This window comes from Rhizobium sp. LARHSG275 (genome assembly GCF_052871115.1).
Map to the genome: position 1 here is coordinate 104,761 of NZ_JBIXJN010000013.1, position 19,657 is coordinate 124,417.

General features: G+C 58.7%; 23 protein-coding genes and 3 pseudogenes. 9 read left to right on the forward strand and 17 right to left on the reverse strand.

Annotated elements, in window-relative coordinates; genetic code table 11:
• Nucleotides 1–85: 85 nt before the first annotated feature.
• Complete coding sequence (locus tag ACIPSK_RS19085; protein ID WP_162118186.1) at nt 86–358, reverse strand: BON domain-containing protein; 273 nt, start codon at nt 356–358, stop codon at nt 86–88.
• 558 nt (nt 359–916) lie between these two features.
• On the opposite strand from ACIPSK_RS19085, the gene ACIPSK_RS19090 reads away from it, so the two are divergent.
• Entirely contained in the window at nt 917–2,536 is a 1,620-nt protein-coding gene (locus tag ACIPSK_RS19090; RefSeq protein WP_162118185.1) for an arylsulfatase, read from the forward strand.
• A 72-nt stretch (nt 2,537–2,608) separates the two neighbouring features.
• Here the strand turns inward: ACIPSK_RS19090 and ACIPSK_RS19095 are convergent, their stop codons facing one another.
• The 6 genes and pseudogenes from ACIPSK_RS19095 to ACIPSK_RS19120 form a co-directional block, all read right to left on the reverse strand.
• Entirely contained in the window at nt 2,609–3,808 is a 1,200-nt protein-coding gene (locus tag ACIPSK_RS19095; protein WP_162118184.1) for a glycosyltransferase family 2 protein, read from the reverse strand.
• Between the two features lie 302 nt (nt 3,809–4,110).
• Nucleotides 4,111–4,287 (reverse strand): annotated as a pseudogene (locus ACIPSK_RS19100) (DUF3606 domain-containing protein).
• Between the two features lie 376 nt (nt 4,288–4,663).
• A pseudogene (locus tag ACIPSK_RS19105) lies at nt 4,664–4,783 on the reverse strand (DUF6894 family protein); the annotation flags it as partial.
• Between the two features lie 192 nt (nt 4,784–4,975).
• Nucleotides 4,976–5,203, reverse strand: a complete 228-nt coding sequence (locus ACIPSK_RS19110) for a hypothetical protein (protein ID WP_017963296.1) — start codon at nt 5,201–5,203, stop codon at nt 4,976–4,978.
• Nucleotides 5,204–5,372: 169 nt separating this feature from the next.
• On the reverse strand, nt 5,373–5,933 hold the full coding sequence (locus ACIPSK_RS19115; RefSeq protein ID WP_162118183.1) for a hydrolase: 561 nt from the start codon (nt 5,931–5,933) through the stop codon (nt 5,373–5,375).
• A gap of 5 nt (nt 5,934–5,938) precedes the next feature.
• Nucleotides 5,939–6,115, reverse strand: coding sequence for a DUF3606 domain-containing protein (locus ACIPSK_RS19120; RefSeq protein WP_162118182.1), 177 nt, complete (start codon nt 6,113–6,115; stop codon nt 5,939–5,941).
• Nucleotides 6,116–6,546: 431 nt separating this feature from the next.
• Between ACIPSK_RS19120 and ACIPSK_RS19125 the strand changes: the two genes are divergently transcribed.
• Complete coding sequence (locus tag ACIPSK_RS19125; protein WP_162118181.1) at nt 6,547–6,843, forward strand: DUF982 domain-containing protein; 297 nt, start codon at nt 6,547–6,549, stop codon at nt 6,841–6,843.
• 254 nt (nt 6,844–7,097) lie between these two features.
• On the forward strand, nt 7,098–7,706 hold the full coding sequence (locus ACIPSK_RS19130; protein ID WP_162118180.1) for a L,D-transpeptidase: 609 nt from the start codon (nt 7,098–7,100) through the stop codon (nt 7,704–7,706).
• A 225-nt stretch (nt 7,707–7,931) separates the two neighbouring features.
• On the opposite strand, the gene ftsH is transcribed toward ACIPSK_RS19130, so the two are convergent.
• The 7 genes from ftsH to ACIPSK_RS19165 form a co-directional block, all read right to left on the reverse strand.
• Complete coding sequence (gene ftsH, locus ACIPSK_RS19135; RefSeq protein WP_017963301.1) at nt 7,932–9,773, reverse strand: ATP-dependent zinc metalloprotease FtsH; 1,842 nt, start codon at nt 9,771–9,773, stop codon at nt 7,932–7,934.
• Nucleotides 9,774–9,785: 12 nt separating this feature from the next.
• Nucleotides 9,786–11,171: a Do family serine endopeptidase gene (locus ACIPSK_RS19140; RefSeq protein ID WP_162118179.1), complete on the reverse strand. Its 1,386-nt coding sequence runs from the start codon at nt 11,169–11,171 to the stop codon at nt 9,786–9,788.
• 95 nt (nt 11,172–11,266) lie between these two features.
• Entirely contained in the window at nt 11,267–11,632 is a 366-nt protein-coding gene (locus tag ACIPSK_RS19145) for an SPW repeat protein (RefSeq protein WP_017963303.1), read from the reverse strand.
• Nucleotides 11,629–11,979: a DNA-directed RNA polymerase subunit omega gene (locus ACIPSK_RS19150; RefSeq protein ID WP_017963304.1), complete on the reverse strand. Its 351-nt coding sequence runs from the start codon at nt 11,977–11,979 to the stop codon at nt 11,629–11,631. The genes ACIPSK_RS19145 and ACIPSK_RS19150 overlap by 4 nt, the downstream gene beginning before the upstream one ends.
• Nucleotides 11,980–11,988: 9 nt before the next feature.
• A complete protein-coding gene (locus ACIPSK_RS19155) occupies nt 11,989–12,636 on the reverse strand; it encodes an ETC complex I subunit (RefSeq protein ID WP_017963305.1) in 648 nt (215 codons plus the stop codon).
• Between the two features lie 69 nt (nt 12,637–12,705).
• A complete protein-coding gene (locus ACIPSK_RS19160) occupies nt 12,706–13,215 on the reverse strand; it encodes an Hsp20/alpha crystallin family protein (RefSeq protein WP_017963306.1) in 510 nt (169 codons plus the stop codon).
• 83 nt (nt 13,216–13,298) lie between these two features.
• Nucleotides 13,299–13,772 (reverse strand): Hsp20 family protein, encoded by a 474-nt coding sequence (locus ACIPSK_RS19165; RefSeq protein WP_017963307.1) that lies wholly within the window; start codon nt 13,770–13,772, stop codon nt 13,299–13,301.
• Nucleotides 13,773–14,348: 576 nt separating this feature from the next.
• On the opposite strand from ACIPSK_RS19165, the gene ACIPSK_RS19170 reads away from it, so the two are divergent.
• The 5 genes from ACIPSK_RS19170 (at nt 14,349) to ACIPSK_RS19190 (ending at nt 17,309) form a co-directional block, all read left to right on the forward strand.
• Nucleotides 14,349–14,621, forward strand: coding sequence for a DUF6894 family protein (locus ACIPSK_RS19170; RefSeq protein WP_017963308.1), 273 nt, complete (start codon nt 14,349–14,351; stop codon nt 14,619–14,621).
• 131 nt (nt 14,622–14,752) lie between these two features.
• The gene (locus ACIPSK_RS19175; protein ID WP_017963309.1) at nt 14,753–15,478 is read left to right on the forward strand and encodes a Crp/Fnr family transcriptional regulator; all 726 of its coding nucleotides are present in this window, start codon (nt 14,753–14,755) and stop codon (nt 15,476–15,478) included.
• 228 nt (nt 15,479–15,706) lie between these two features.
• Nucleotides 15,707–16,099, forward strand: coding sequence for a hypothetical protein (locus tag ACIPSK_RS19180; protein ID WP_017963310.1), 393 nt, complete (start codon nt 15,707–15,709; stop codon nt 16,097–16,099).
• A gap of 281 nt (nt 16,100–16,380) precedes the next feature.
• Nucleotides 16,381–16,551, forward strand: coding sequence for a hypothetical protein (locus tag ACIPSK_RS19185; RefSeq protein ID WP_017963311.1), 171 nt, complete (start codon nt 16,381–16,383; stop codon nt 16,549–16,551).
• Between the two features lie 107 nt (nt 16,552–16,658).
• Nucleotides 16,659–17,309 (forward strand): pyridoxamine 5'-phosphate oxidase family protein, encoded by a 651-nt coding sequence (locus ACIPSK_RS19190; RefSeq protein WP_017963312.1) that lies wholly within the window; start codon nt 16,659–16,661, stop codon nt 17,307–17,309.
• A 115-nt stretch (nt 17,310–17,424) separates the two neighbouring features.
• On the opposite strand, the gene ACIPSK_RS19195 is transcribed toward ACIPSK_RS19190, so the two are convergent.
• On the reverse strand, nt 17,425–17,613 hold the full coding sequence (locus ACIPSK_RS19195; RefSeq protein WP_017959409.1) for a hypothetical protein: 189 nt from the start codon (nt 17,611–17,613) through the stop codon (nt 17,425–17,427).
• 389 nt (nt 17,614–18,002) lie between these two features.
• Here ACIPSK_RS19195 and aac(3) point away from each other — a divergent pair, with 389 nt between their 5' ends.
• Nucleotides 18,003–18,818, forward strand: coding sequence for an aminoglycoside 3-N-acetyltransferase (gene aac(3), locus ACIPSK_RS19200; protein ID WP_026154049.1), 816 nt, complete (start codon nt 18,003–18,005; stop codon nt 18,816–18,818).
• A gap of 21 nt (nt 18,819–18,839) precedes the next feature.
• On the opposite strand, the pseudogene ACIPSK_RS19205 reads toward aac(3), so the two are convergent.
• A pseudogene (locus tag ACIPSK_RS19205) lies at nt 18,840–19,010 on the reverse strand (kinase); the annotation flags it as partial.
• Nucleotides 19,011–19,580: a pyridoxamine 5'-phosphate oxidase family protein gene (locus ACIPSK_RS19210; protein ID WP_162119637.1), complete on the reverse strand. Its 570-nt coding sequence runs from the start codon at nt 19,578–19,580 to the stop codon at nt 19,011–19,013.
• Nucleotides 19,581–19,657 lie beyond the last annotated feature (77 nt).

Consider the following 19,657-nt stretch of genomic DNA (forward strand, 5'->3'; position numbering starts at 1 on the left):
CCGAAAGATGGAGGAAGTGTTCCTGACGTGGGACTTCATGCCGGGGTTTGCTCAGACCTTCGTCCTATCGGCAGGATTCGGTTGTCTACTGCGGGGGAAAACGGCTCAGCATCCGGTCCTGGACGTTCTCTTCGCCGACGATCATCGCAGCAAGCGAGATGGCTTTCTCGCGGTCTGCGGCGTTGCTTATATAGCCTTCGAGCAGGACGACAGGACCGAGCATCCTGATCTCGATCGCACTGCTGTCGATATCCGGATCGGCGGAAAGCGCCGCTTCGATCGTCGCGATGGTCGACGCCGAACTGTGGCCTTGCGAGCAGCGCTCTTCGTGATTGGAGTGGTCGGGGCCGAACTTCATATTCTCCTCCTATCCGCCCCTCCACGGACCTTCACCTTACTTCGCATGACATATGAGCAGCGTCTCCTGACGTCGCCAGCCGGACTTAAGTCCGACTTTCCTTCGGCCCGATCCGGCTTAGATTCTCCTGATCCTTGTTGAAAGGACATCAGGGAGGTTTTAGCAATGTTGCTGAGTTCCAGTCAAAACCTCCCTGATGACGCGTCAAGTAGTCGACCTGCTCTAGCGCCAACCTTCCTGCTATCGGCACGCGAATAGAGAGCCGAAAGAGAGTCTGTTTCCTTTCAAGAAATTCCAGAACGGCCACGGCTGCCCCAAGGTACAATATCGCGGCGGGCCGCCGTTTGGTAGGTTGCGCGCCGTGAGCCTCCTTTCGCAAACCGAGGGACCTCACGCTTGGGCGGCGCCGTTCCCAATTGAAGGGCGTCCGAAACTGAAATTGCTCCAGTTGTTTCGATTGAATTCAGAGTGAATACGCGACTGCGGCGCTCGTTGAATTTTGCTGCCGTGCGTTCTGATGAATCATCGTTCGGCCGGAATTCACAACGGAGGAGTCACATGTATCGCAAGATCATCTGCGGCATCGGAGCATTGGCTGCTTCGGCCGTTCTCTGGGGCGCGCTTGTCCCGGCGCAGGCACAAGAAGCGCAAAAGCCCAACATCATCGTCATCATGGGCGACGACATTGGCATGTGGAACATCGGCGCCTATCACCGCGGCTTGATGGCCGGCCGTACGCCGAACCTCGACAAGATCGCCGCCGAGGGCATGCTGTTCTCCGACTATTACGCCGAGGCGAGTTGCACGGCGGGCCGGGCGAACTTCATCACAGGCGAGCTTCCGATCCGTACCGGCATGACCACCGTCGGGCAGGCAGGTGCCAAGACCGGCCTGCCGGCGGAAGCGGTGACGTTGGCGACAGCCCTCAAGGACATGGGTTATTCCACCGGCCAGTTCGGCAAGAACCACCTTGGCGACCTCAATGAGTTCCTGCCGACGGTTCACGGGTTCGACGAGTTCTTCGGATATCTCTATCACCTCGACGCGATGGAAGATCCCTCACATCCCAACTACCCGCAGGACTTGCTGGACAAGGTCGGGCCGCGCAACATGATCCATAGCTGGGCAACGACAACAGACGACGCGACCGTAGACGCGCGCTGGGGGAAGGTCGGCAAGCAGAGAATCGAAGACGCCGGCACGCTCTATCCGAAACGGATGGAAACGGTGGACGACGAGATCCGCGACCAGGCCTTGAAGTTCGTGGAGAAGGCCAAGGCGGAGAACAAGCCTTTCTTCCTATGGCTCAATCCGACGCGCATGCACGTCATCACTCATCTTTCGCCCAAGTATGAGGCGCTGCGGACTGCGGCGAATGGCTGGTCGCTCCAGGAAGCCGGCATGGCTCAACTCGACGACGACGTCGGCCTGGTGATGCAGAAACTCAAGGATCTGGGCGTCGACGACAACACCATCGTCCTGTTCACCACCGACAACGGCACGGAGACATTCACCTGGCCGGACGGCGGCAACACACCCTTTCGGGGGCAGAAGGGTACGATCTATGAGGGCGGCTTCCGCGTGCCGGCGTTCATTCGCTGGCCCGGCCAGATTCCTGCCGGAACTGTGGAGAACGGCCTGATCTCCGGACTGGACTGGCTGCCGACTTTCGTCGCCGCTGCCGGAAATCCGAACATCACGGACGAACTGTTGAGGGGAAAGCAGATCGGAGACCGGACCTATAAGAACCATCTCGACGGCTACAACCAGTTGGATCTGCTCACTGGCAAAGGCCCGTCGAAGCGCCACGAGATCTTCTATTTTGGCGAAAGCACGCTGGGCGCAGTGCGCATCGATGACTACAAGTATCGCTTTATCGAGCAGCCGAATGGCTGGCTCGGAGCCAAGGAGCATGTCGACGCGCCCTCGATCACGAACCTGCGCCTCGATCCCTTCGAACGCCTGGGCACGCCGGCAAACGGAACGCTGGACGGCGCACAGGGGTATTTCAACGAATGGTTCATGTTCGAATTCTGGCGCTTCGTGTTTGTCCAGCAGGAGGTCGGAAAGCTGGCGGAAACCGCCATCGAATTCCCGCCGATGCAGAAAGGCGCGAGCTTCAACCTCGACGCCGTCAAGGCGCAAATCGAGGCGGCTAGAGCCGCAATGGCGAAATAACCGAAAGTATGCTGCGGGCGGCTTGCAACGGCCGCCCTCTGGCCTCCACGAAACCACCGCTGGGATGCCGGCTCAAATGTCTGCTTTTCGCGTCCGGCTGCGGAGACGGGGCTTGTGGTTTATAGCCATCGGAGTGAACCCGTTCGCTAGAGGCTCAAAGATTGAGCTCAGCTTGGCATCCACCTCCGTCAGCCGCATCAGGTGTCGTCGAAATTGTGCGGTCTCATCCGGCCGTTCGACAGGGGAAGGGATAATTTGCGGGTCGAATTTCGGCCTAGTCGTTTGCGGCGGATCTTGACCGTTTGCTGTTGTGGTCACGAGACGAAGACAACGTTGTATCAGGCGCAGGCATTTATCGAGTACAAGTCGAACCACGAAATATGGCTCGCTTCGTGATATCGAAAAAATGGTTGCAAGTGACAGATATGTGTTCCTGGCTTGGCGGAATTCCCAAAATGCATATTTCTGAGTTGCGTTGGTTGCGCTACGCGCTGCGTATTTTGGAAGCGGAGCATTTGCGGCCAGCGAACGCCTGACAACTTCCAGAGCGCTTTGGCCCATTTGCAGGTGATTGGACGACATGTTGCCGGGATACTGCCTGTATCCCACCAGGCGTTCAGGGATGACCTCGACATGATAGCGCGCTGCCAGCCTGAGTTCGAAATCGAGGTCTTCGCAGCCGCCAATTCCTGCTGCAGCATAGGAGCTGTCAAATCCGCCAATCTCGAGCGCGACATCTCGACGGACAAGAAGCGCGCTTCCGTTGCCAACATATTTGAAAGTCAGATGCCGGGCGTAGATATATCCTCTGGCGACAACCGGCCGGCAGGAGCGAATGATCTCATCGTCGTGATTGATGATATAATGCAGCACATACACGGCTGCCGACTGTGGGGATAAGCGCTCGAGAGCATTTACCTGCTTTTCGATTTTTGTCTGGTGCCAGAGATCGTCCGCGTCAAGGAATGCCAAAAATCGACCTGTTGATGCCTGGATGCCGGTGTTCCTTGCAGCGGCAACGCCGCGATTTGCCGTAGACAGCAGGCGAATCCGGGAATCTTCCAGTGCCACTTGCTCGACCACCTTTGCGGTATCATCGGTAGAGCCGTCATTGACGACTATGATCTCCAGGTTCCGGTAGGTCTGGCGCCCGGCAGATCGAAGTGCACGTTCAACGAAGCGGGCAGCATTGAAGGCGGGAATGACCACTGAAACCAGCGGCTGGGTCACATGACGAACGTCCCTCAGATTCTTGTCTGAAGAGGAAAACATTCCAGATCTCTCATTCGGCCGAACACTGATTATAGTCGTTCTGATGATGGGTGATCGCTGGGATTGTCGCGGTGTTCCTGCGGATGGGTTGGACGCTGAGTGTTTAGATCTCAACCCTTCACGTTGGGAGCACCGCCGTCTAAATGCATGGGCAAAAAAGGCAGAACAGTCAAAGCGCATCCTAACTTCGTTGCGGGCAACCGAAAATAGACTTTGGTCCGATGCAGCTGACGGGGTACGGAAACGTACGAGCCGCGGGCGTCCCGCATGGACGTGCCACAGTGACCGTCCAACGGCGCTGTTCACTTACGGTCGAGTTTGTCTTCGACCTTCTTGCGGCTGTTGCCGAGACCGCCTTGACGGTCTTCTTTACCGCGTCTTTTGGCACGCCTTCTTTCGTCGCCTTATACTTCACTTCGTGCTCTTAGCCGCCGGCGACGTGCGCGGTCCTGAGCGCGGCTTCGAGATGGTGTCGCCATGTCTGAAGTTTTTCTTTCGGTTGCCAGGAAGAAACCGAGGCTGATTTAACAAGTCCGCTCGCACCTTCGCATACGCGACGACGGGTTTAATCCAACGCCAAAAAGAAAGCCCCGCGCGAGAGGCGGGGCTAGTAATTTTCGACAGAAGGAGTGGTCGCACAGAAGCAGCGAAGGGTCGCGGCGTCAAACTTGCCTCCGCACGGCCCGGCCCCTTACTCTCACTGAACGAATTGGTTCCGGAGCCGGCGGACATACCCAACAAGGTGGAACTACTCGGTTGGTGGCTTCTCGCGATCTCGGTGATGGCGGCATCGACGGCAACCTCGCGAAGGATCGTGCCTTCCTTGCCGCAGATCGCGATGCCAAGCGGAATTCTTTGCTTTCTGGACAAAAGAGCCGTTGCGACTATTTCTTGGAGCCTCTCCCTGGCTGCTTCAATTGCAACAAAAAGGTCGGGGAATTCCCGGCCCTCGGTGTCCAATACCGAACCATCCATGTGCGTGATATGAAAGTACAGCGTCAGCAAGGCACACCTCCTTCACAGGTGCCCACTTACGCTTGATCTGCTTCAGAAGTTTCGGTCAAAACCGTACAGTTGCTCGAGCGGCGCCAGCGCAGAGCTTGGAAGAGCAGCCACCCAGCACCAGAGACGGGAACTCGTGAGACAGGCGCGCACGGCAACTCTGCTTCACTGCGAATCGGGCGGTTCGCCGACCGGTCCATCAAGTCTCTTGGAGAGCTCGAGCGGCAGCGCTTCACGAAATCCCGTCGTCTGGATCAGATCCACGGCGGTCGTAAGCGCAAGTCTGCCGCGACGGCTATCGATGGTGCAATGATGCTGTGAGCACCAGTCCCGCACCGTATCGATGACACATTCGACATCCTGGTCGGAAAGAGAAATCAGGGATTGCAGCATCGTTTGCTCCACTATTCTCTAGCGCAGAGAGACGACGTCTCTCCAGGTTCAAGATGACAAAAGATCTGTGTGACCAAAAAGATAGTGCAGTTTTGTGACGATTTAAATGAGCGCATGCGAACGGAGCGATATCGTACGTTCTGGTAGCCGGCGCCGAAATGGACCAGCCTCAGCGTCGGCCTTCTTTCACGGCTGATCCCTGGGTCGCGTTCACTATAGCTCGCCGTGCGTTAGCCTTTTGGCGGCTCGAGGAAAGCAGAGCGTCAAGCCGAACCGGCTGGAGTTCACGTGCATCGACGCCGACATCGAACTGACGGGGGACCGGCTTCAGCCTGCCGTGGGAGTGTCCGTGCAGATTGATCGAGCCCTTGCCCATCTTGTTCCAGGTTCTAAACGCGTAGTGGCATAGCACCAGATGGTAGCCGTCCAAGGCCAACTCTTTGTAATGCTGGACGCTGCTCCAGCCCGATGCATCGGTCGTCGCCTCTGTATCGTTGTTGCCGACAATGAGATGTTTCCTGCCGTGCAGGCGGTCGAGGAGCGTGTCGCAATCGCCCGCCCGCGATGACATGAAGTCGCCCAAATGCCAAACTTCGTCGTCGATCCCGACGATCAGGTTCCAGTTCCTGATGAGGGCAAGATCGTGGGACACCATATCAGGGAAGGGTCGCCGATCGATGCGAAGGACGCGAGAGTCGCCGAAGTGGGTGTCGCCGGTGAAGAAGATCATGCTGATCACTTATGATCGAGTCTGTCTTCGACCTTCTTGCGGCTGTTGCCGACCGCCTTGACGGTCTTCTTTACCGCGTCCTTTGACGCGCCTTCCTTCATTGCCTCGTACTTCACTTCGTGATCCTGGCCGCTGGCGACGCGTGCGCGGTCCTGAGCGCGGCCTCGAGATGGTGTTGCCATGTCTGAAGTTTTCCTTTCGGATTCCAGGAAGAAGCTGAGGCTGATTTAAGAAGTTCCCTCGCTTCGCATGTTCGCCGATGCGTTCAAAACAACCTCCAAAAAGAAGCCCCGCGCGACGGGGCCAGCTAATTTGCGACAGAAGGAGTGGGCCGCACAGAAGCAGCGAAGGGTCGCTGTGTCCAACTCACCTCCGCACCACCCGGCCCCTTACTCTCACCGAACGAATTGGTTCCTGAGCCGGCGGATATACCCAGCGAGGTGGAACTACTCGGTGGGCGGCTTTTCGTGATCTCGATGATGCTGTGAGCGCCGGTCCCGCACCGTATCGATGGCACATTCGACGGTGACGATCTCGGCCAAACCGTGATCTTGAACAGCCGATATTCGTTGCCTAAATCAAGGGCACTCAATGCCATGAAAGGAGGTAAACGATGGCACTCGATACTTTTGAACACCCGATCTACGCGCAACGAAAGTACTTCGTGCAGGAGATCGCTGGGCTTGACGATGTCTTTGACTTTCTCGACGAATGGCCACAGGAGAAACGCGATATTACCTACGAGGTAATGTTGGAGGCCTGCCGGAAAGCAGCCAATCGCCAGCTTCCCGCGTCGGTCGTGGCGGGGAATTTCAGCCGCTTTCTCAAAAAGCATGGCAAGCTTGCAGACATAGAAGATGTGCCCCTGCACCTGCGGCGGTTCAGCGATCGAAATGTCTCGGGTATTTAGGACCGAAGGCGATGGGCGCCGGCCAGAGCGGCCGATGGGGCGCGTTGCGCTCCTGCCGTATCCGTCGAAAGCGACCGTGATTGGTTGCGCCGCCCCCGTGGAGCTGCGCAGGCCGAAGCGCCCCGCAGCTTCCGCGACGTGTTCACACGAAGTCAGGGCTGAGAAACGGTCGCGCATGACATGGACACCGCGGCCTTAGTGCCGCCACAGAATTGGGCCCAATCACGCTTGTACAACGAGCGGATAGCGACGAAATGAGAGTACTGGTTCTTGTGGCAGCGCTCTTGCTGACGGCCTTTGCGGCGAGAGCACAGGTTTACGGACCTTATGACGGGTATGACGATTATGGTGGCGAGGTGTATGACGATCCATACAGCCTCTACCCACCGATCCCAGATTATGAACCGGTTCCTCGCCATCGTGACTACCTGCACGATCGCGGGCCGCTGCCAAGACAAAGCCCGGGAGGCACGATCTTAATAGTGACGAGTCAGCATACGCTCTACTACACGACCTCATGGGGCGAGCAGTACGCGTATCCGATCGCCGTGGGTCGTGAAGGCAAGCAATGGTTCGGCTCCACGCGGGTCGTATCCAAAAAGGAGCATCCTGAATGGAGGCCAACGGCGAGCATGCGCCAGAAGAACCCGAAGCTTCCGACTGTCGTAAGGCCCGGCCCCTCCAATCCACTCGGAACGCGGGCCATCTATCTCGCCGATGGACTGCTGCGCATTCACGGCACCAACGACCCTTCATCCATCGGCACCAACGCATCGAGCGGCTGCTTTCGGATGTATCGCCAAGACGTCGAGGAACTTTACGAATTGGTCCAGCCCGGAACTCACGTCATCGTCCGACGATGAGCCTTGGCCGATAAGAACGCTCGCCACTGCGGTGGTCTGAAGCATTCGTCGCCCCAATGCGCAACCTAGAGCGGTTCAGCGAAGCGCTGAACCGCTCTATCCGACTGTTTTTACCCAATTCCGGACGGAAAACCGCTTCACACTTTTCCCGGAATTGCTTTAGTCTAAAGACGAGGCGGTTGCGACTGTGCAACCCGGATCCTGCCGCGGCAAGCGGGGCGCCATTCATGCTGTGCGCCCGCGTGCCGGCTGTTCAACGGTCTCTACAAACGCCTGCAATTCACGCTCATCGAGAGTTTCCTTCTCAAGGAGAAGCCTTGCGGACCGATCCAGTATCTCTCGTCGCTGTCCGAGGAGCTCCACCGTTCCATCGAAGACATGGTCGACGATCCGGCGGATCTCCTGGTCGACCCTCGCTGCAGTCTCATCGGAATAGTCGCGTTCCTGCGGACCGTAATACAGCCGATCAGCCTCCAGTAACGAGCGCCGGTCTTTCTCCAGAGCCACGTGTCCCAGCTTGTCGGTCATGCCGTAGCGTGTGACGATCGCGCGGGCAATGTCGGCAACTTTAACGAGATCGTCAGCAGCGCCGGTTGAAAGATGGCCAAAGACGATCCATTCCGCCGCGCGGCCACCGAGCAGCACAGCCATCTTGTTCTCCAGTTCCTCCCGCGTCATCAGGAAGCGATCCTCGAGTGGACGCTGGACGGTATAGCCGAGGGCGCCGACCCCTCTGGGAATGATGGATACTTTGTGCACCGGATCGACGCCGGGCAGCGCCATGGCGACCAGCGCATGTCCCATCTCATGATAGGCGACGATTTCACGCTCCCTTGGATTGAGCAGCCGATTGCGCTTTTCGAGACCGGCGACGATGCGTTCGACGGCGTCATTGAAATCGGCCATCGTTACCGCCTCCGCCCGACGGCGCGTGGCGAGCAGGGCTGCCTCGTTGACGAGATTGGCGAGATCGGCGCCGGTGAACCCTGGTGTGAGCGCGGCGATCTTTTCCGGTGAGACATCCGCCGCGAGCTTCACTTTCTGAAGGTGGACGCCGAGAATCTGGAGTCGGCCCGACTTGTCCGGCCGATCCACCAGCACTTGCCGATCGAAACGACCGGCACGCAGCAGAGCGGGATCAAGAATCTCTGGCCTGTTGGTCGCGGCTAGCAAGACGAGGCCAGTGGAGGGATCAAAGCCATCCAGCTCCACTAGAAGCTGGTTCAGCGTCTGCTCCTTCTCGTCGTGCCCGCCAGCCATGGAACCAATCCCACGAGCGCGGCCGAGGGCATCAAGCTCATCGATAAAGATGATGGCGGGTGCTTTGGCGCGCGCCTGCTCAAACAGGTCCCGGACCCGTGCTGCGCCGATACCGACAAACATTTCCACGAACTCCGACCCGGAGATCGAGAAAAAGGGCACACCGGCTTCGCCCGCGACGGCGCGCGCCAAAAGCGTCTTACCGGTTCCAGGTGGACCCACTAAAAGCACGCCCTTTGGCATACGCCCGCCAAGGCGGCCGTAACCCGCCGGGTCCTTCAGGAAATCAACGATCTCCTTCAGTTCGTCCTTGGCCTCGTCGACGCCGGCGACGTCCTTGAACGTCACGCCGGTGTCGGTCTGGACATAGATCTTCGCCTTCGATTTGCCGATCTGCATCAGGCCTCCGCCGAGCCCACCGCCCATGCGCCTGATCATGAACATCCAGACTCCGATAAAGAGCGCCACCGGGATGAGCCAGGACAGCAGATCGCGCAGGAATGTGCTCTCGATCTGACCTGTCACGACGACTCCGTATTGCCGGAGCTGCTCGGCCAGATTGGGCTCGACGCGTGTCGTGACGAAAAAGGGGCGCTCATTCTGAGGCTCCTTATACCGGCCTTGGATAAAATTGTCGGAAACGGCAACCTCGGCGATCTTCCCCTCCTTGAGATCCGTCTCGAACTGGCTGTAGGGAATCCGCGCAATCTGGTGAGTAGTCGCGAAAAAGGACTGAAATGCCGCAAGAAGCAGGAAAGCGATAATCCAGTACCAGATGTTGAACCGCGTCTTCCTATTCATCTCCATGGCCGACTACTCCTACCGGATTACCAGAAGGAGTCGCGCACCCTCACGGATCAGTTCAAGCGCCAATACGCTAGGTTTTTCGGCGATCCTGCGCTGCAACTCGGTGACGGAAGCGACCGGAACTCTATTGAGCGCGACGATCATGTCACCTGCTTGAAGGCCGGCACCGGCAGCCGCGCTGCCGGAAGCCACCTTTTCGATCACCACGCCGTAACCTCCGGCTTGCTGCGCCTCTTCGCCAGAAGCATTCCTCATCGTAGCGCCCTCGAGCGGCGTGCCGGAGAGAGTTGCGGATGACCGATCGTCCATCGCAATGGTAGCCGTGATCACCTTCTCCTCGTCGCCGCGCTTCACCGTGAGGCTTAGCTTGCTGCCGGCAGGCATGAGGCCGATGCGGTTCCTGAGGTCGGTCGCACCACCGATCGGGCGTCCGTCAGTTGCGGTGACCACGTCTCCGGTCTTCAGTCCGGCCTGTTCAGCCGGCGAGCCCGACTCGACGTTGGCGATCAGTGCGCCGCGGAGGTCACCGAGTCCGAGAGCCTCCGCCAACTCCGGCGTCAGATCCTGGATGCCGATGCCTAGCTCGCCGCGCTCCACCTTGCCGTGCGCGATCAACTGGTTCATGACCGACGCCGCCATGCTGCTTGGCACGGCAAAGCCTATACCGACGCTGGCTCCGGCGGGGCTGAGAATTGCAGTATTGATGCCGACCAATTTGCCGTCGAGCGTCACCAGGGCACCACCTGAGTTTCCAGGGTTGATCGAGGCATCTGTCTGGATGAAGTCCTCATAGCCTTCGATATTCAGACCGCTTCGCCCCAATGCGCTGACGATGCCTGAGGTCACAGTCTGGCCAAGCCCGAACGGATTGCCAATCGCTACGACGTAGTCACCGACTTTGAGTGCATGAGAATCCCCGATCTGAATAGCGGTAAGGTTTGGAGCATTGACCTGCAACAGAGCGATGTCCGTGTCCTTGTCGCTGCCGATCAATTTGGCCGAAAGCTGTCGTCCATCCTTCAGCGTTACAGAAATCTCACTGCCCTCGTCGACGACGTGATGATTGGTAAGCACATATCCTTTGGCGGCGTCGACGATGACGCCGGATCCTGCGCTCATCCTCGGTCGTTGTTGCTGTTGCGGCAGATTGAAGTAGCGGCGGAAAGTGGGATCGCTGAAGAGAGGATTGTCTCGCGGCGGTGCGCGGGAGACGACCGCGATGTTGACGACGGCCGGCGTGACTTGTTCAAGCATCGGCGCCAGAGATGGAAGTGACGCCGAAGCGGTGCCAGATTGCGGGGTTTGCGAGGTGACCGGCGCTATCGTAAGCAGGATTGCTGCAAAGGCGATCACGACTGACGCGGCAATCCTGTGAAATCCCTGGCGGATATCGAACATGGTTTGCTCCTTGGATTTGACGGGAGGTCAATGCCGCCCAGCCGCAACGCAAACTAAGAAGCGGGCCCGGAGTTCCGGGCCCGCTCGCATTTGCCTCAAGTGGTCGACAGCGGGTGGTTGTGAGTGAACCAGATGCTGCCCGCGGCCAAAACCGCGACCACGATGCCGGCAATCAGATGTGCCCACATTGCAGCGGCCACGGCCGAGAAACCCAGGACCCATGGCGCCACGACAGACCAGACGCCGAGCACCAGGTTGATCCATTCTTCCGCCTCGTAAAATGCGAAGAGCGCGGCGGCGGCGATCACGGTGATGGCAGCGCCGACAATCCAGGCATTCCACGGTGCATATGCCTCGGTTGCGAAACCAAGGAGCCAGGGTGACAGGAAAAGAGCCAGCCCAGCAACGATATTGATGATATCGAATGCTGCACGGTCCTTTGAAGACTGAGACTTCATCATTGTCGTTTCTCCTTCTTGTTTGCATCATCATTGAACCGCCTCCGGTGGCGTGGAGACGGGTGCTGCAGCGGCGATTGTTCGCCGTTGCCGCGAAGGCGAGTGGCCGGATCGGCGGAGTGAAGTCGCTTTGTCCCTGCCGGTCCGCCCAGAAAAGGTGCGAGCTCGCTGCTGGTGAACGAGCCTCTTGCAATCTCCTGCAGCGCGAGTTCGCTGACGCAGGCATCTGAAGGATCCAGCCTCGGCTCCGCCCCTCGATAAAGGGCGCGGCTTCGTGCGGCCGCAGCCATAGTCAGCGCGAACCTGTTGGGCAGGATCTTCTCGCAATCGAAGACGATAGATGGGTTCATGGCTCCACCTCACGCGGCATCTCGGTTGATCGTCGGCTGAAGATCTCGCCTCTCGACGTTGCGCTCGAGGTCAAGCAGTGCCTGCAGCGTCCGATCTCGGACAACGTCAGCAGGCGATGGCCATGTTGCGGGTTCATAGACGTGGGTCTGCAAAGCGGGGCCTTGTGCCTGTCCGCAGATCTTCTGACATGCGGCGGGACCGAGCCGTTGCAATGCAGCGTCGGAGAAGGCACGAGATGTCCGGCGCGTTTGCTGGCGGGTTCTCTGCTTTGTCGACGCCGCGGCACTACTCGCCTGACGCTGCACTCTGTAGGTCAGCCCCTGGCGCTCCGCATATCGGATTGCTGATTCAAGGGTTGGAAATTCCAGCTCAACCTGCGTGAGCGTATCGGTACTGCCCGTATAGCCCATCAAAGGCTCGATGAACGGTGCGCTACGGCGCTGGAAGACGAGCCGCCAGCCTTTCGTTCGCCGGGTGCCTGACGTCATCGCCGAGCGCGATGGCTTGAAGATTCGGGCGACAGCATCCTCGGGAAATACCGAGCGGCCGAATGACAGAGGCTTCCGCTGGTTGTCGTTTGCTGGCCAGCTATCCGAAACAGCCGTATGTGGTTTCTGCGTCTCTCTGTTGTGCGTCTCTCTGTTAACGTCCATCATCATATCCCTCCCTATCGGCGAAGGATGCCGACGGCCGCCACAAGGCCGGCCGTCGGTTGGGTCAATTGGTTAGCTCTTGATGGCGATCCGCTTGACTTGCGACTGCGCCTGCTCACTCTTCGGCAAGGTCACTGTCAACACACCGTTTTTGAAGCGGGCGTCGATAGCGTCTTCCTTGACCTCGGCACCGAGCGGAATGCGACGCTCGAAGCGACCGTAGTAGCGCTCGGAGAACTGGCGATCCTTGTCCTCCGTCTCGGACTGCTTTTCGCCTTTCAGCGTGAGCACGCCGTCATTGAGCAGGACTTCTATGTCCTTTTCCTCAAGGCCAGGCACCTCGGCCGTCACCTTGATCTCCTTCTCGCTGTCGGAGATCTCGACGCTCGGCCATCCGCCACCAAAGGCTCTGGGGCCAGTCAACGACGGAAAGTTGGAACCGAATCCGCGGAATGCCTCGTCGAACAATCGGTTCACCTCGCGATGCAGGGACAGGAACGGATCACGATCATCATCACGCAACAGGCTGGGAGCCTGATGGCCGTTGTTCCCGCTCCAGGGAATGAGATCACGAACACTCATGTCTTTTCTCCTTTCTCTTGGATTGGCAGCGAAGCATTCACATCGGCGCCGGGTGTGCCCGGCGCCGATGCGCCTTTCGAGGCTTACGCTGCTTGCGTCTCAGCTTCGATCTGCTTGGGCTCGAACTTCGGAAGGGCCTGGCCGGTTCCGATTTCGATCTGGCGCGGCTTCATTTCTTCAGGGATCTCGCGCTTCAGATCGATGATCAACAGTCCGTCGACAAGTTCAGCCCTTTCGACCTTGACATAGTCGGCAAGTTCGAACCGGCGCTGGAAGCTTCGCTGAGCGACGCTGCGATGAAGATATTGCACGTCGTCATCGCTATCCGCCTTCTTGCCCGCAACCACGAGCAGGTTCTGCTCCTGCGTCATCGTCAGTTCATTCTGGGAGAATCCCGCCACCGCCATTTCGATGCGGTATTCATCCTCGCTCGTCTTGAGGATGTCGTAGGGCGGCCAGTTGTCGACGGTGTCGATGCCGGCTTGAAGCGCACCTAACATGCGGTCAAAGCCGATGCTCGACCGGAACAGGGGAGAGAAATCGAGGTTTGTCCTCATAGCCATATCCTCCTTTGAAGCAACATGGATACAAGGAGACGCCAAGAGCTACCGGCGTCTCCTGGACTTTGCCGGTCCCAATTGGGCTACCAGCATAAATCATTTAATTCAGGCTATTAGCGGTTCAAGAGGGGCCGGCCATCCAAAACGAAAAAATGCAATTGCTGCGCTGTGCCATCGTGTGGAATCGGTAAAATGCTGCGTCGCGGCGCGGGCGGAGAAAGGGACCCAGTTGCGCGACCGCTGATATTCAAGGCGCAATGGATACCCGCGCCCCCGGTTCAGCCAGGCTGTCAAAAAAAGCCCCGCGCTGGACGCGGGGCTAGTGAGCGTACATGGAAAGGGGTTCAATGAAGGCTAGGGGAAAGACCTTCAGATCCGCCCGCTGAACGCATGGAAGCAAAAAAAGTTCCGGCGCGGCCGATGAACGCTCCGCCTCGCCGCGCGAGCACTTTCGGGCTTACGGGCCTTCTTTAAAACGTGATTACATGCGACAATCGATCATCATCCGCCATCGACCCAGGCGCGGATGGCTGGGAGATATTAGTTGCTCTTGCCTGTACAGGAGCAACAGATATGGCTCGCTACTTTTTCAACGTTCATGACGGCATCTCCATTCAGGATACGGTGGGCTCAGAGCACCCGGACCTCCAAAGCGCCCGCAGCGAAGCTGTTGAGACCATAGCCGAGCGGCTGAGGGGCGCTCTGTTGAAGAAGGCCGACGTCTCGGCATGGCTGATGAACGTCACCGATGAGCAGGGGGTCACGGTCATGGTTCTTTCCTTCACGGCCGCCGTCCAGATCGTGGACCAGGTCTACCTTGCTACGCAAGAATCCGGCGCATTGTAGCAATGTCAAAACCGCACAGAAGACCGGCGCCTCTTGGCCTGTGAAGATGGTCTGGCACATAAGCGAAACATTGCCGGCGCTTCGCCGTACGTCGACAGGAGATCGGGCTCAATCCCGCCGGAGGCTGGGCCATGTCCGACTTTTCGCAGTCAAACATCCAAAACCTTCTTCTCAGAGCACTTGCGCCTGAAGCATTCGATCTGCTGCAGGCGACGATGCAGCCGCGCGAGCTTCCGGTGCAGTTCGAACTGGTCGCGCCTGATGTGCCAAGTGAGACCGCCTGCTTCCTTGAGAGTGGCTTAGCATCAATTGTTGCCACCAACTCCGATGACGAGTCCGTCGAAGTCGGGCATGTCGGATATGAGGGCATGGCAGGAGCCCATGTGTTCCTGAAGGTCGATCAAACGCCAAACAGGACCTTCATGCAGGTCGAGGGGCACGGAATTTCGGTGCCGGTATCCGCACTTCTTTCCATGGCGCAACGAGTTCCGTCGGCCAACGACCTGCTGCTCAAATATGTGCATTGCTGCGAGTTGCAGCTTGCCCATTCCGCCCTTGCCAATGCCCGTTACACCATGCCCGGGCGGCTGGCCCGATGGCTGTTGATGTGCCACGACCGGCTGCGCGACAGAGATCTGCCTCTTACCCACGAGTTCCTCTCGCTTATGCTCGGCGTACGACGTGCAGGCGTCACCAATGAAATCCACATCCTCGAGGGCGTGCACGCGATCAAGGCGACGCGGGGGAATATCCGGATTTTGGACCGGCCCAAGCTGGAGGACTTGGCCGGCGGCTCCTATGGTGTCCCAGAGCACGAATATGAACGGCTCATTGGGGTCCCCATCAGGCGGACTTGACCTCGGAAAAGTGGCAGCTTTTCCCATGCATCGCTGACATCCTAAGGCGCGATGCAGCTAATCCGGCGCCCAACAAATCATAAATTTTCAATAAAACTATAATTTATGACTAATCTTTCCAAGATATCTGCTGAAAACTATCAAACTATAGCTAATTATAAGAGATGACTTGTAGTTCGTATATGGTGGACGGAGACTGTGCTTGACGGCGGTGGGAGAAATCGGCAAATGCACAGAACTATACTGACTGGACTATCTATGGTGTTTCTCGGAACCCAAGCTATTGCTGCTACCGCGATGATAGGAAAGGAGCTTCAGGCCCTGCTTTCAGACGGCAAAGTGATTGCGCTGGGCGGCCCAAAAGAGGGTTATAGTGGCGAGCTTTCTGTACTCAAGGACGGCACCGCACATGGTCAGGTTAAACTCGATTCCGGAGATGTAATCTCAATTGATGGCATGTGGCGCATTTCTGGCAACACGTTCTGCAGTAGCTGGAAGGGTGGGAGGGACGCGGGCACGGCGGTATGTGACACCTGGAATAAGACAGGCCCGAAGTCTGTCAGCGAGTTGAACGGAAAAAGAATATTGGCGGAAATTCTTAGAAATAGCCTCGAGCCATGATCGATTTGCAAGCCGGGCGCGGGCGCTGCAAGCATCGGTGAAGCAGGTGAGATGCCGTCCTCTTTGAATTGGAGGATCCGCAACATCGATCAAGAGCACCGTCGACCTGCAAGCCGTGGCGGCCGCCCGGCTTAACAGGAGACAGCGGTTTTCGGGGTGAAAACCAGCCGAGCGACCGGCTCTCAAATCGCCTGAGAGTTCGGCGGTTCCGCTTCTCACCCGAAAGGACGATACCTTCACGAAGCACGAAGCGTCGGCCCTGGGCGATCGCCGGTATCGGGATGTCGTCGTCGACCGAAAAGATGGAAGAAGTGTTCCAGACGTCGGACGTCACGCCGCTGGCCGAACCTCATATTCTCCGCCTGTTCCGCCCCTATCAGCGCGGCTTGCCTTGCAATACGGCGATTCAATCCCGCATTGATCCTGCATCTCAACTGATGTATACCTTCTGAGGTACGTACATCATATTCATGGCTTGCGGGCGGAGACGAGCGTTGCGAGGCCTGAATTCCAGACCTGCAGTTCGGCCATGCGATGAGAGGGACTTCGGGAGGGGAGCATGACGGCCTTACAACTCAATCCAGAATGTGCCATCGCCGATGAGCAGTCGCTTTGGGCGCTGTTCGAGCCGACCCACGCCCTGGCAATCGTGAAGTGTCAGAATTCGCTTGGCGAGCACGCGCAGGAATTCATTCGGCGCTCGCCGTTCTTCTGCATCGGCACGCAGAGTTCGGAGGGAAGGGCCGACGTCAGTCCTCGCGGCGACCCTCCGGGGTTCGTCAAGGTTCTTGACAAGCACACCCTGGCGATCCCGGATCGACCCGGCAACAATCGTCTTGATACCTTAAGCAACATCATCGCCAACCCGAATGTCGGGCTGTTGTTTCTCGTCCCCGGTTTCGACGACACATTGCGCGTCAACGGGCGAGCAAGTCTGACCAATGATCCTCAACTGCTGGCTGGCATGAGCGTTGCCGATCGTCTCCCGAAACTCGCTATTATCGTGACGGTAAGCGAAGTTTTCATGCATTGCGCCAAGGCATTCAGACGGTCCCGCTTGTGGAGCCCGGATCATTTCCAGGACCGCACCGAGATGCCCTCGCTCATGAAGATCATTCTGGATGAGACGACAGGGGCGCCGAGGGACGCGGATGAAATGCGAAAGATGGACGAAGACCTGGAACAAGCCTACCGAAGGACACTTTACTAAAGCATGATGCCCGCAGAAGCGGGCGGTGGCGACGCTCCAAACAGGCCGGCGGCTCATTGCGGATCAGAACGGCGCTACCCGTCCTTTCCGACGGTCGTGACTTTTCGCAGAGGTCTCAGATCGCGGTCTGCATCAGATAAGGAGATTTCTCGACGGGAACCCGCGCGACGATCTTCATCACCAGCGTGGGAGCGACATCGGGAACAGAGCTCACTCGTCCGTCTTTGTAGAGCACCCGCAAGACGCAGGTCTCGCTATCATATTCAAGTTCGGCGATCGTCTTTGAATGGACCAGAAATTGCATCTTCAGCTGCCTCCTGCACTGCAGCATGACCAATGAAAATGACCGACCGCCGCCCACCCTCGAGGACAATACTTGATCGGCACGAAAACTCTTTGCCATTTCGGCGGCCGGCGCTGTCCGAAACGCGATCCAGAAGACATGCGTCCCACCAAATCGTGCCGGCGAAGCCGTGAAGAAATCTAGTAAAATCCACCATCGAAATCGCGTGAAATCAGCGTGACACACGCCCCGCGACTATATGCGACCCGGGACCACCAGAATAAGATGTGCGTAGCGCCTGCCGCAACGAGGCCGAACGCAGTTGCACCGCGGTCGTCGGCTGAAGGTGAGTATCAGGGCAGGGTCGCGATCGCTTGACTCTCGCATGCGACCCCTATGATCATCTGCCGATGATCGTTCCGCGCATTCACACTCGCCTCTCGCTGGCCAGGGATCTCGACAGTCTCGGCATTCGCGCCGGCGACATGGTCATGGTCCACGCCGCGATGAAGCGGGTGGGGCGGCTGCTCAACGGGCCTGATGTACTGATCGAAGCGCTTCGCGATGCCGTGGGCCCCGCCGGCACCATCGTTGCCTATACCGACTGGAACGGTGACTATGATGCGTTGCTGGATGAAAATGGCCGCGTCCCGCCGGAATGGCGCGCCCATATCGCGCCGTTCGATCCGGCTGTTTCCCGCGCTGCCCGCGATAACGGCGTGCTCGCCGAATTCATTCGAACGACATCAGTGGCAAGACGCAGCGGCAATCCGGGCGCCTCGGTCGCGGCGATCGGCGCGCGCGCGGATTGGCTCACCGCCGACCACCCGCTCGATTACGGCTATGGAGAGACATCGCCGCTCGGCAGGCTGGTGGCGGCAGGCGGCAAGGTTCTGATGGCCGGAGCTCCGCTCGACACCATGACCCTGCTCCACCATGCAGAACACCTGGCGCGAATTCCGAACAAGCGCCTCCGCCGCTACGAGGCGCCCTTTGCCACATCGGCCGGCGTGGTGTGGCGGATGCTGGAAGAATTCGACACAAGCGACCCGGTCGTGCCGGGCCTTGACGACGATTATTTCGGCGGGATCGTGGGCGCGTTTCTCACCAGCGGGCAGGGTGCGCAGGGCCTAGTCGGAGACGCAGGATCGGTGCTGGTCGATGCGGCCGCGATCTGCAGCTTCGCTGTCGCATGGCTGGAGCATCATGTTCGGCTTGAAGGCTGAGCGGCTAAGCCGCGCGTTGCTTTAAAACAGGTGGTCGACACATTGCTCGGTCTCCCACGTCTTGAGGAAAATCGCCAGCCTGGCAATCCAACCGATAGTCTGGCTTCCCCATTCCTGTGCCCCGCGTATTCGCCCATCAGCCGGATGTGGCGGACGATCACAAAGCGATGGCGCTTCGACGTCGTCCGGCGTTCAGGGGTTGACCCAGCCGGAGGAGGTCAGCGCGCCGAGATGATCGTAGGCAAAGACTGCGCGTTGGTTGTCGGCGTGGCGCAGCTGGAGCCAGTCCAGCGTCTCGGCCCGGAATATCAGCACCCCGAAGAAGGCCTGTCCATCGGCGTCTGCGACCGCCGCCTCGCTTGCTGGCCGCTCGCCGATGTCGTCGCCCGGCGGCCCGCCCATATAGGTGCTGCGCGTCGACAGCGGCAGCAGGCTCCAGGCCTCGGCCGCGCGTTCGCTCGACGGTCCGTTGAGTTCGGCCGATCCTTGAAGGCGAAGCTGCACTTTCGGCTGCGGGCCGAAGCCGAGGATGGTGACCCGAGGATTGGCCGATATTTCCAGCCATTTAGGGCTTCTGACATCCGTATGGATTTCCAGCATGCGCCGCGCCGCATCGACGCGCCTCAGCACCACCATGCGGGCTTGCGGCCGGCCGCCGGCGTCGACCGAACAGAGGTTCAGGTAGCGGAAGGCCGACTGCGGGTCGGCGGCGGCCCCTTCGAGCTCGGCCCAGGCCGATGCATCGACCTCGGCGAGGGTCACTCTGTCGCCTCCGCGTGCTTTATCTCACCGGCCTTGACGTTCCAGTTGAAGCACATCGCTGTTTTCCTTGGGCGTAG

Excerpts from the sequence above, each read along its gene's own strand:
- ACIPSK_RS19085 (WP_162118186.1), bottom strand. The coding sequence starts at position 358 with ATGAAGTTCGGCCCCGACCACTCCAATCACGAAGAGCGCTGCTCGCAA.
- ACIPSK_RS19090 (WP_162118185.1), top strand. The coding sequence starts at position 917 with ATGTATCGCAAGATCATCTGCGGCATCGGAGCATTGGCTGCTTCGGCC.
- ACIPSK_RS19095 (WP_162118184.1), bottom strand. The coding sequence starts at position 3,808 with ATGTTTTCCTCTTCAGACAAGAATCTGAGGGACGTTCGTCATGTGACC.
- ACIPSK_RS19110 (WP_017963296.1), bottom strand. The coding sequence starts at position 5,203 with ATGCTGCAATCCCTGATTTCTCTTTCCGACCAGGATGTCGAATGTGTC.
- ACIPSK_RS19115 (WP_162118183.1), bottom strand. The coding sequence starts at position 5,933 with ATGATCTTCTTCACCGGCGACACCCACTTCGGCGACTCTCGCGTCCTT.
- ACIPSK_RS19120 (WP_162118182.1), bottom strand. The coding sequence starts at position 6,115 with ATGGCAACACCATCTCGAGGCCGCGCTCAGGACCGCGCACGCGTCGCC.
- ACIPSK_RS19125 (WP_162118181.1), top strand. The coding sequence starts at position 6,547 with ATGGCACTCGATACTTTTGAACACCCGATCTACGCGCAACGAAAGTAC.
- ACIPSK_RS19130 (WP_162118180.1), top strand. The coding sequence starts at position 7,098 with ATGAGAGTACTGGTTCTTGTGGCAGCGCTCTTGCTGACGGCCTTTGCG.
- ftsH (WP_017963301.1), bottom strand. The coding sequence starts at position 9,773 with ATGGAGATGAATAGGAAGACGCGGTTCAACATCTGGTACTGGATTATC.
- ACIPSK_RS19140 (WP_162118179.1), bottom strand. The coding sequence starts at position 11,171 with ATGTTCGATATCCGCCAGGGATTTCACAGGATTGCCGCGTCAGTCGTG.
- ACIPSK_RS19145 (WP_017963303.1), bottom strand. The coding sequence starts at position 11,632 with ATGATGAAGTCTCAGTCTTCAAAGGACCGTGCAGCATTCGATATCATC.
- ACIPSK_RS19150 (WP_017963304.1), bottom strand. The coding sequence starts at position 11,979 with ATGAACCCATCTATCGTCTTCGATTGCGAGAAGATCCTGCCCAACAGG.
- ACIPSK_RS19155 (WP_017963305.1), bottom strand. The coding sequence starts at position 12,636 with ATGATGGACGTTAACAGAGAGACGCACAACAGAGAGACGCAGAAACCA.
- ACIPSK_RS19160 (WP_017963306.1), bottom strand. The coding sequence starts at position 13,215 with ATGAGTGTTCGTGATCTCATTCCCTGGAGCGGGAACAACGGCCATCAG.
- ACIPSK_RS19165 (WP_017963307.1), bottom strand. The coding sequence starts at position 13,772 with ATGAGGACAAACCTCGATTTCTCTCCCCTGTTCCGGTCGAGCATCGGC.
- ACIPSK_RS19170 (WP_017963308.1), top strand. The coding sequence starts at position 14,349 with ATGGCTCGCTACTTTTTCAACGTTCATGACGGCATCTCCATTCAGGAT.
- ACIPSK_RS19175 (WP_017963309.1), top strand. The coding sequence starts at position 14,753 with ATGTCCGACTTTTCGCAGTCAAACATCCAAAACCTTCTTCTCAGAGCA.
- ACIPSK_RS19180 (WP_017963310.1), top strand. The coding sequence starts at position 15,707 with ATGCACAGAACTATACTGACTGGACTATCTATGGTGTTTCTCGGAACC.
- ACIPSK_RS19185 (WP_017963311.1), top strand. The coding sequence starts at position 16,381 with ATGTCGTCGTCGACCGAAAAGATGGAAGAAGTGTTCCAGACGTCGGAC.
- ACIPSK_RS19190 (WP_017963312.1), top strand. The coding sequence starts at position 16,659 with ATGACGGCCTTACAACTCAATCCAGAATGTGCCATCGCCGATGAGCAG.
- ACIPSK_RS19195 (WP_017959409.1), bottom strand. The coding sequence starts at position 17,613 with ATGCAATTTCTGGTCCATTCAAAGACGATCGCCGAACTTGAATATGAT.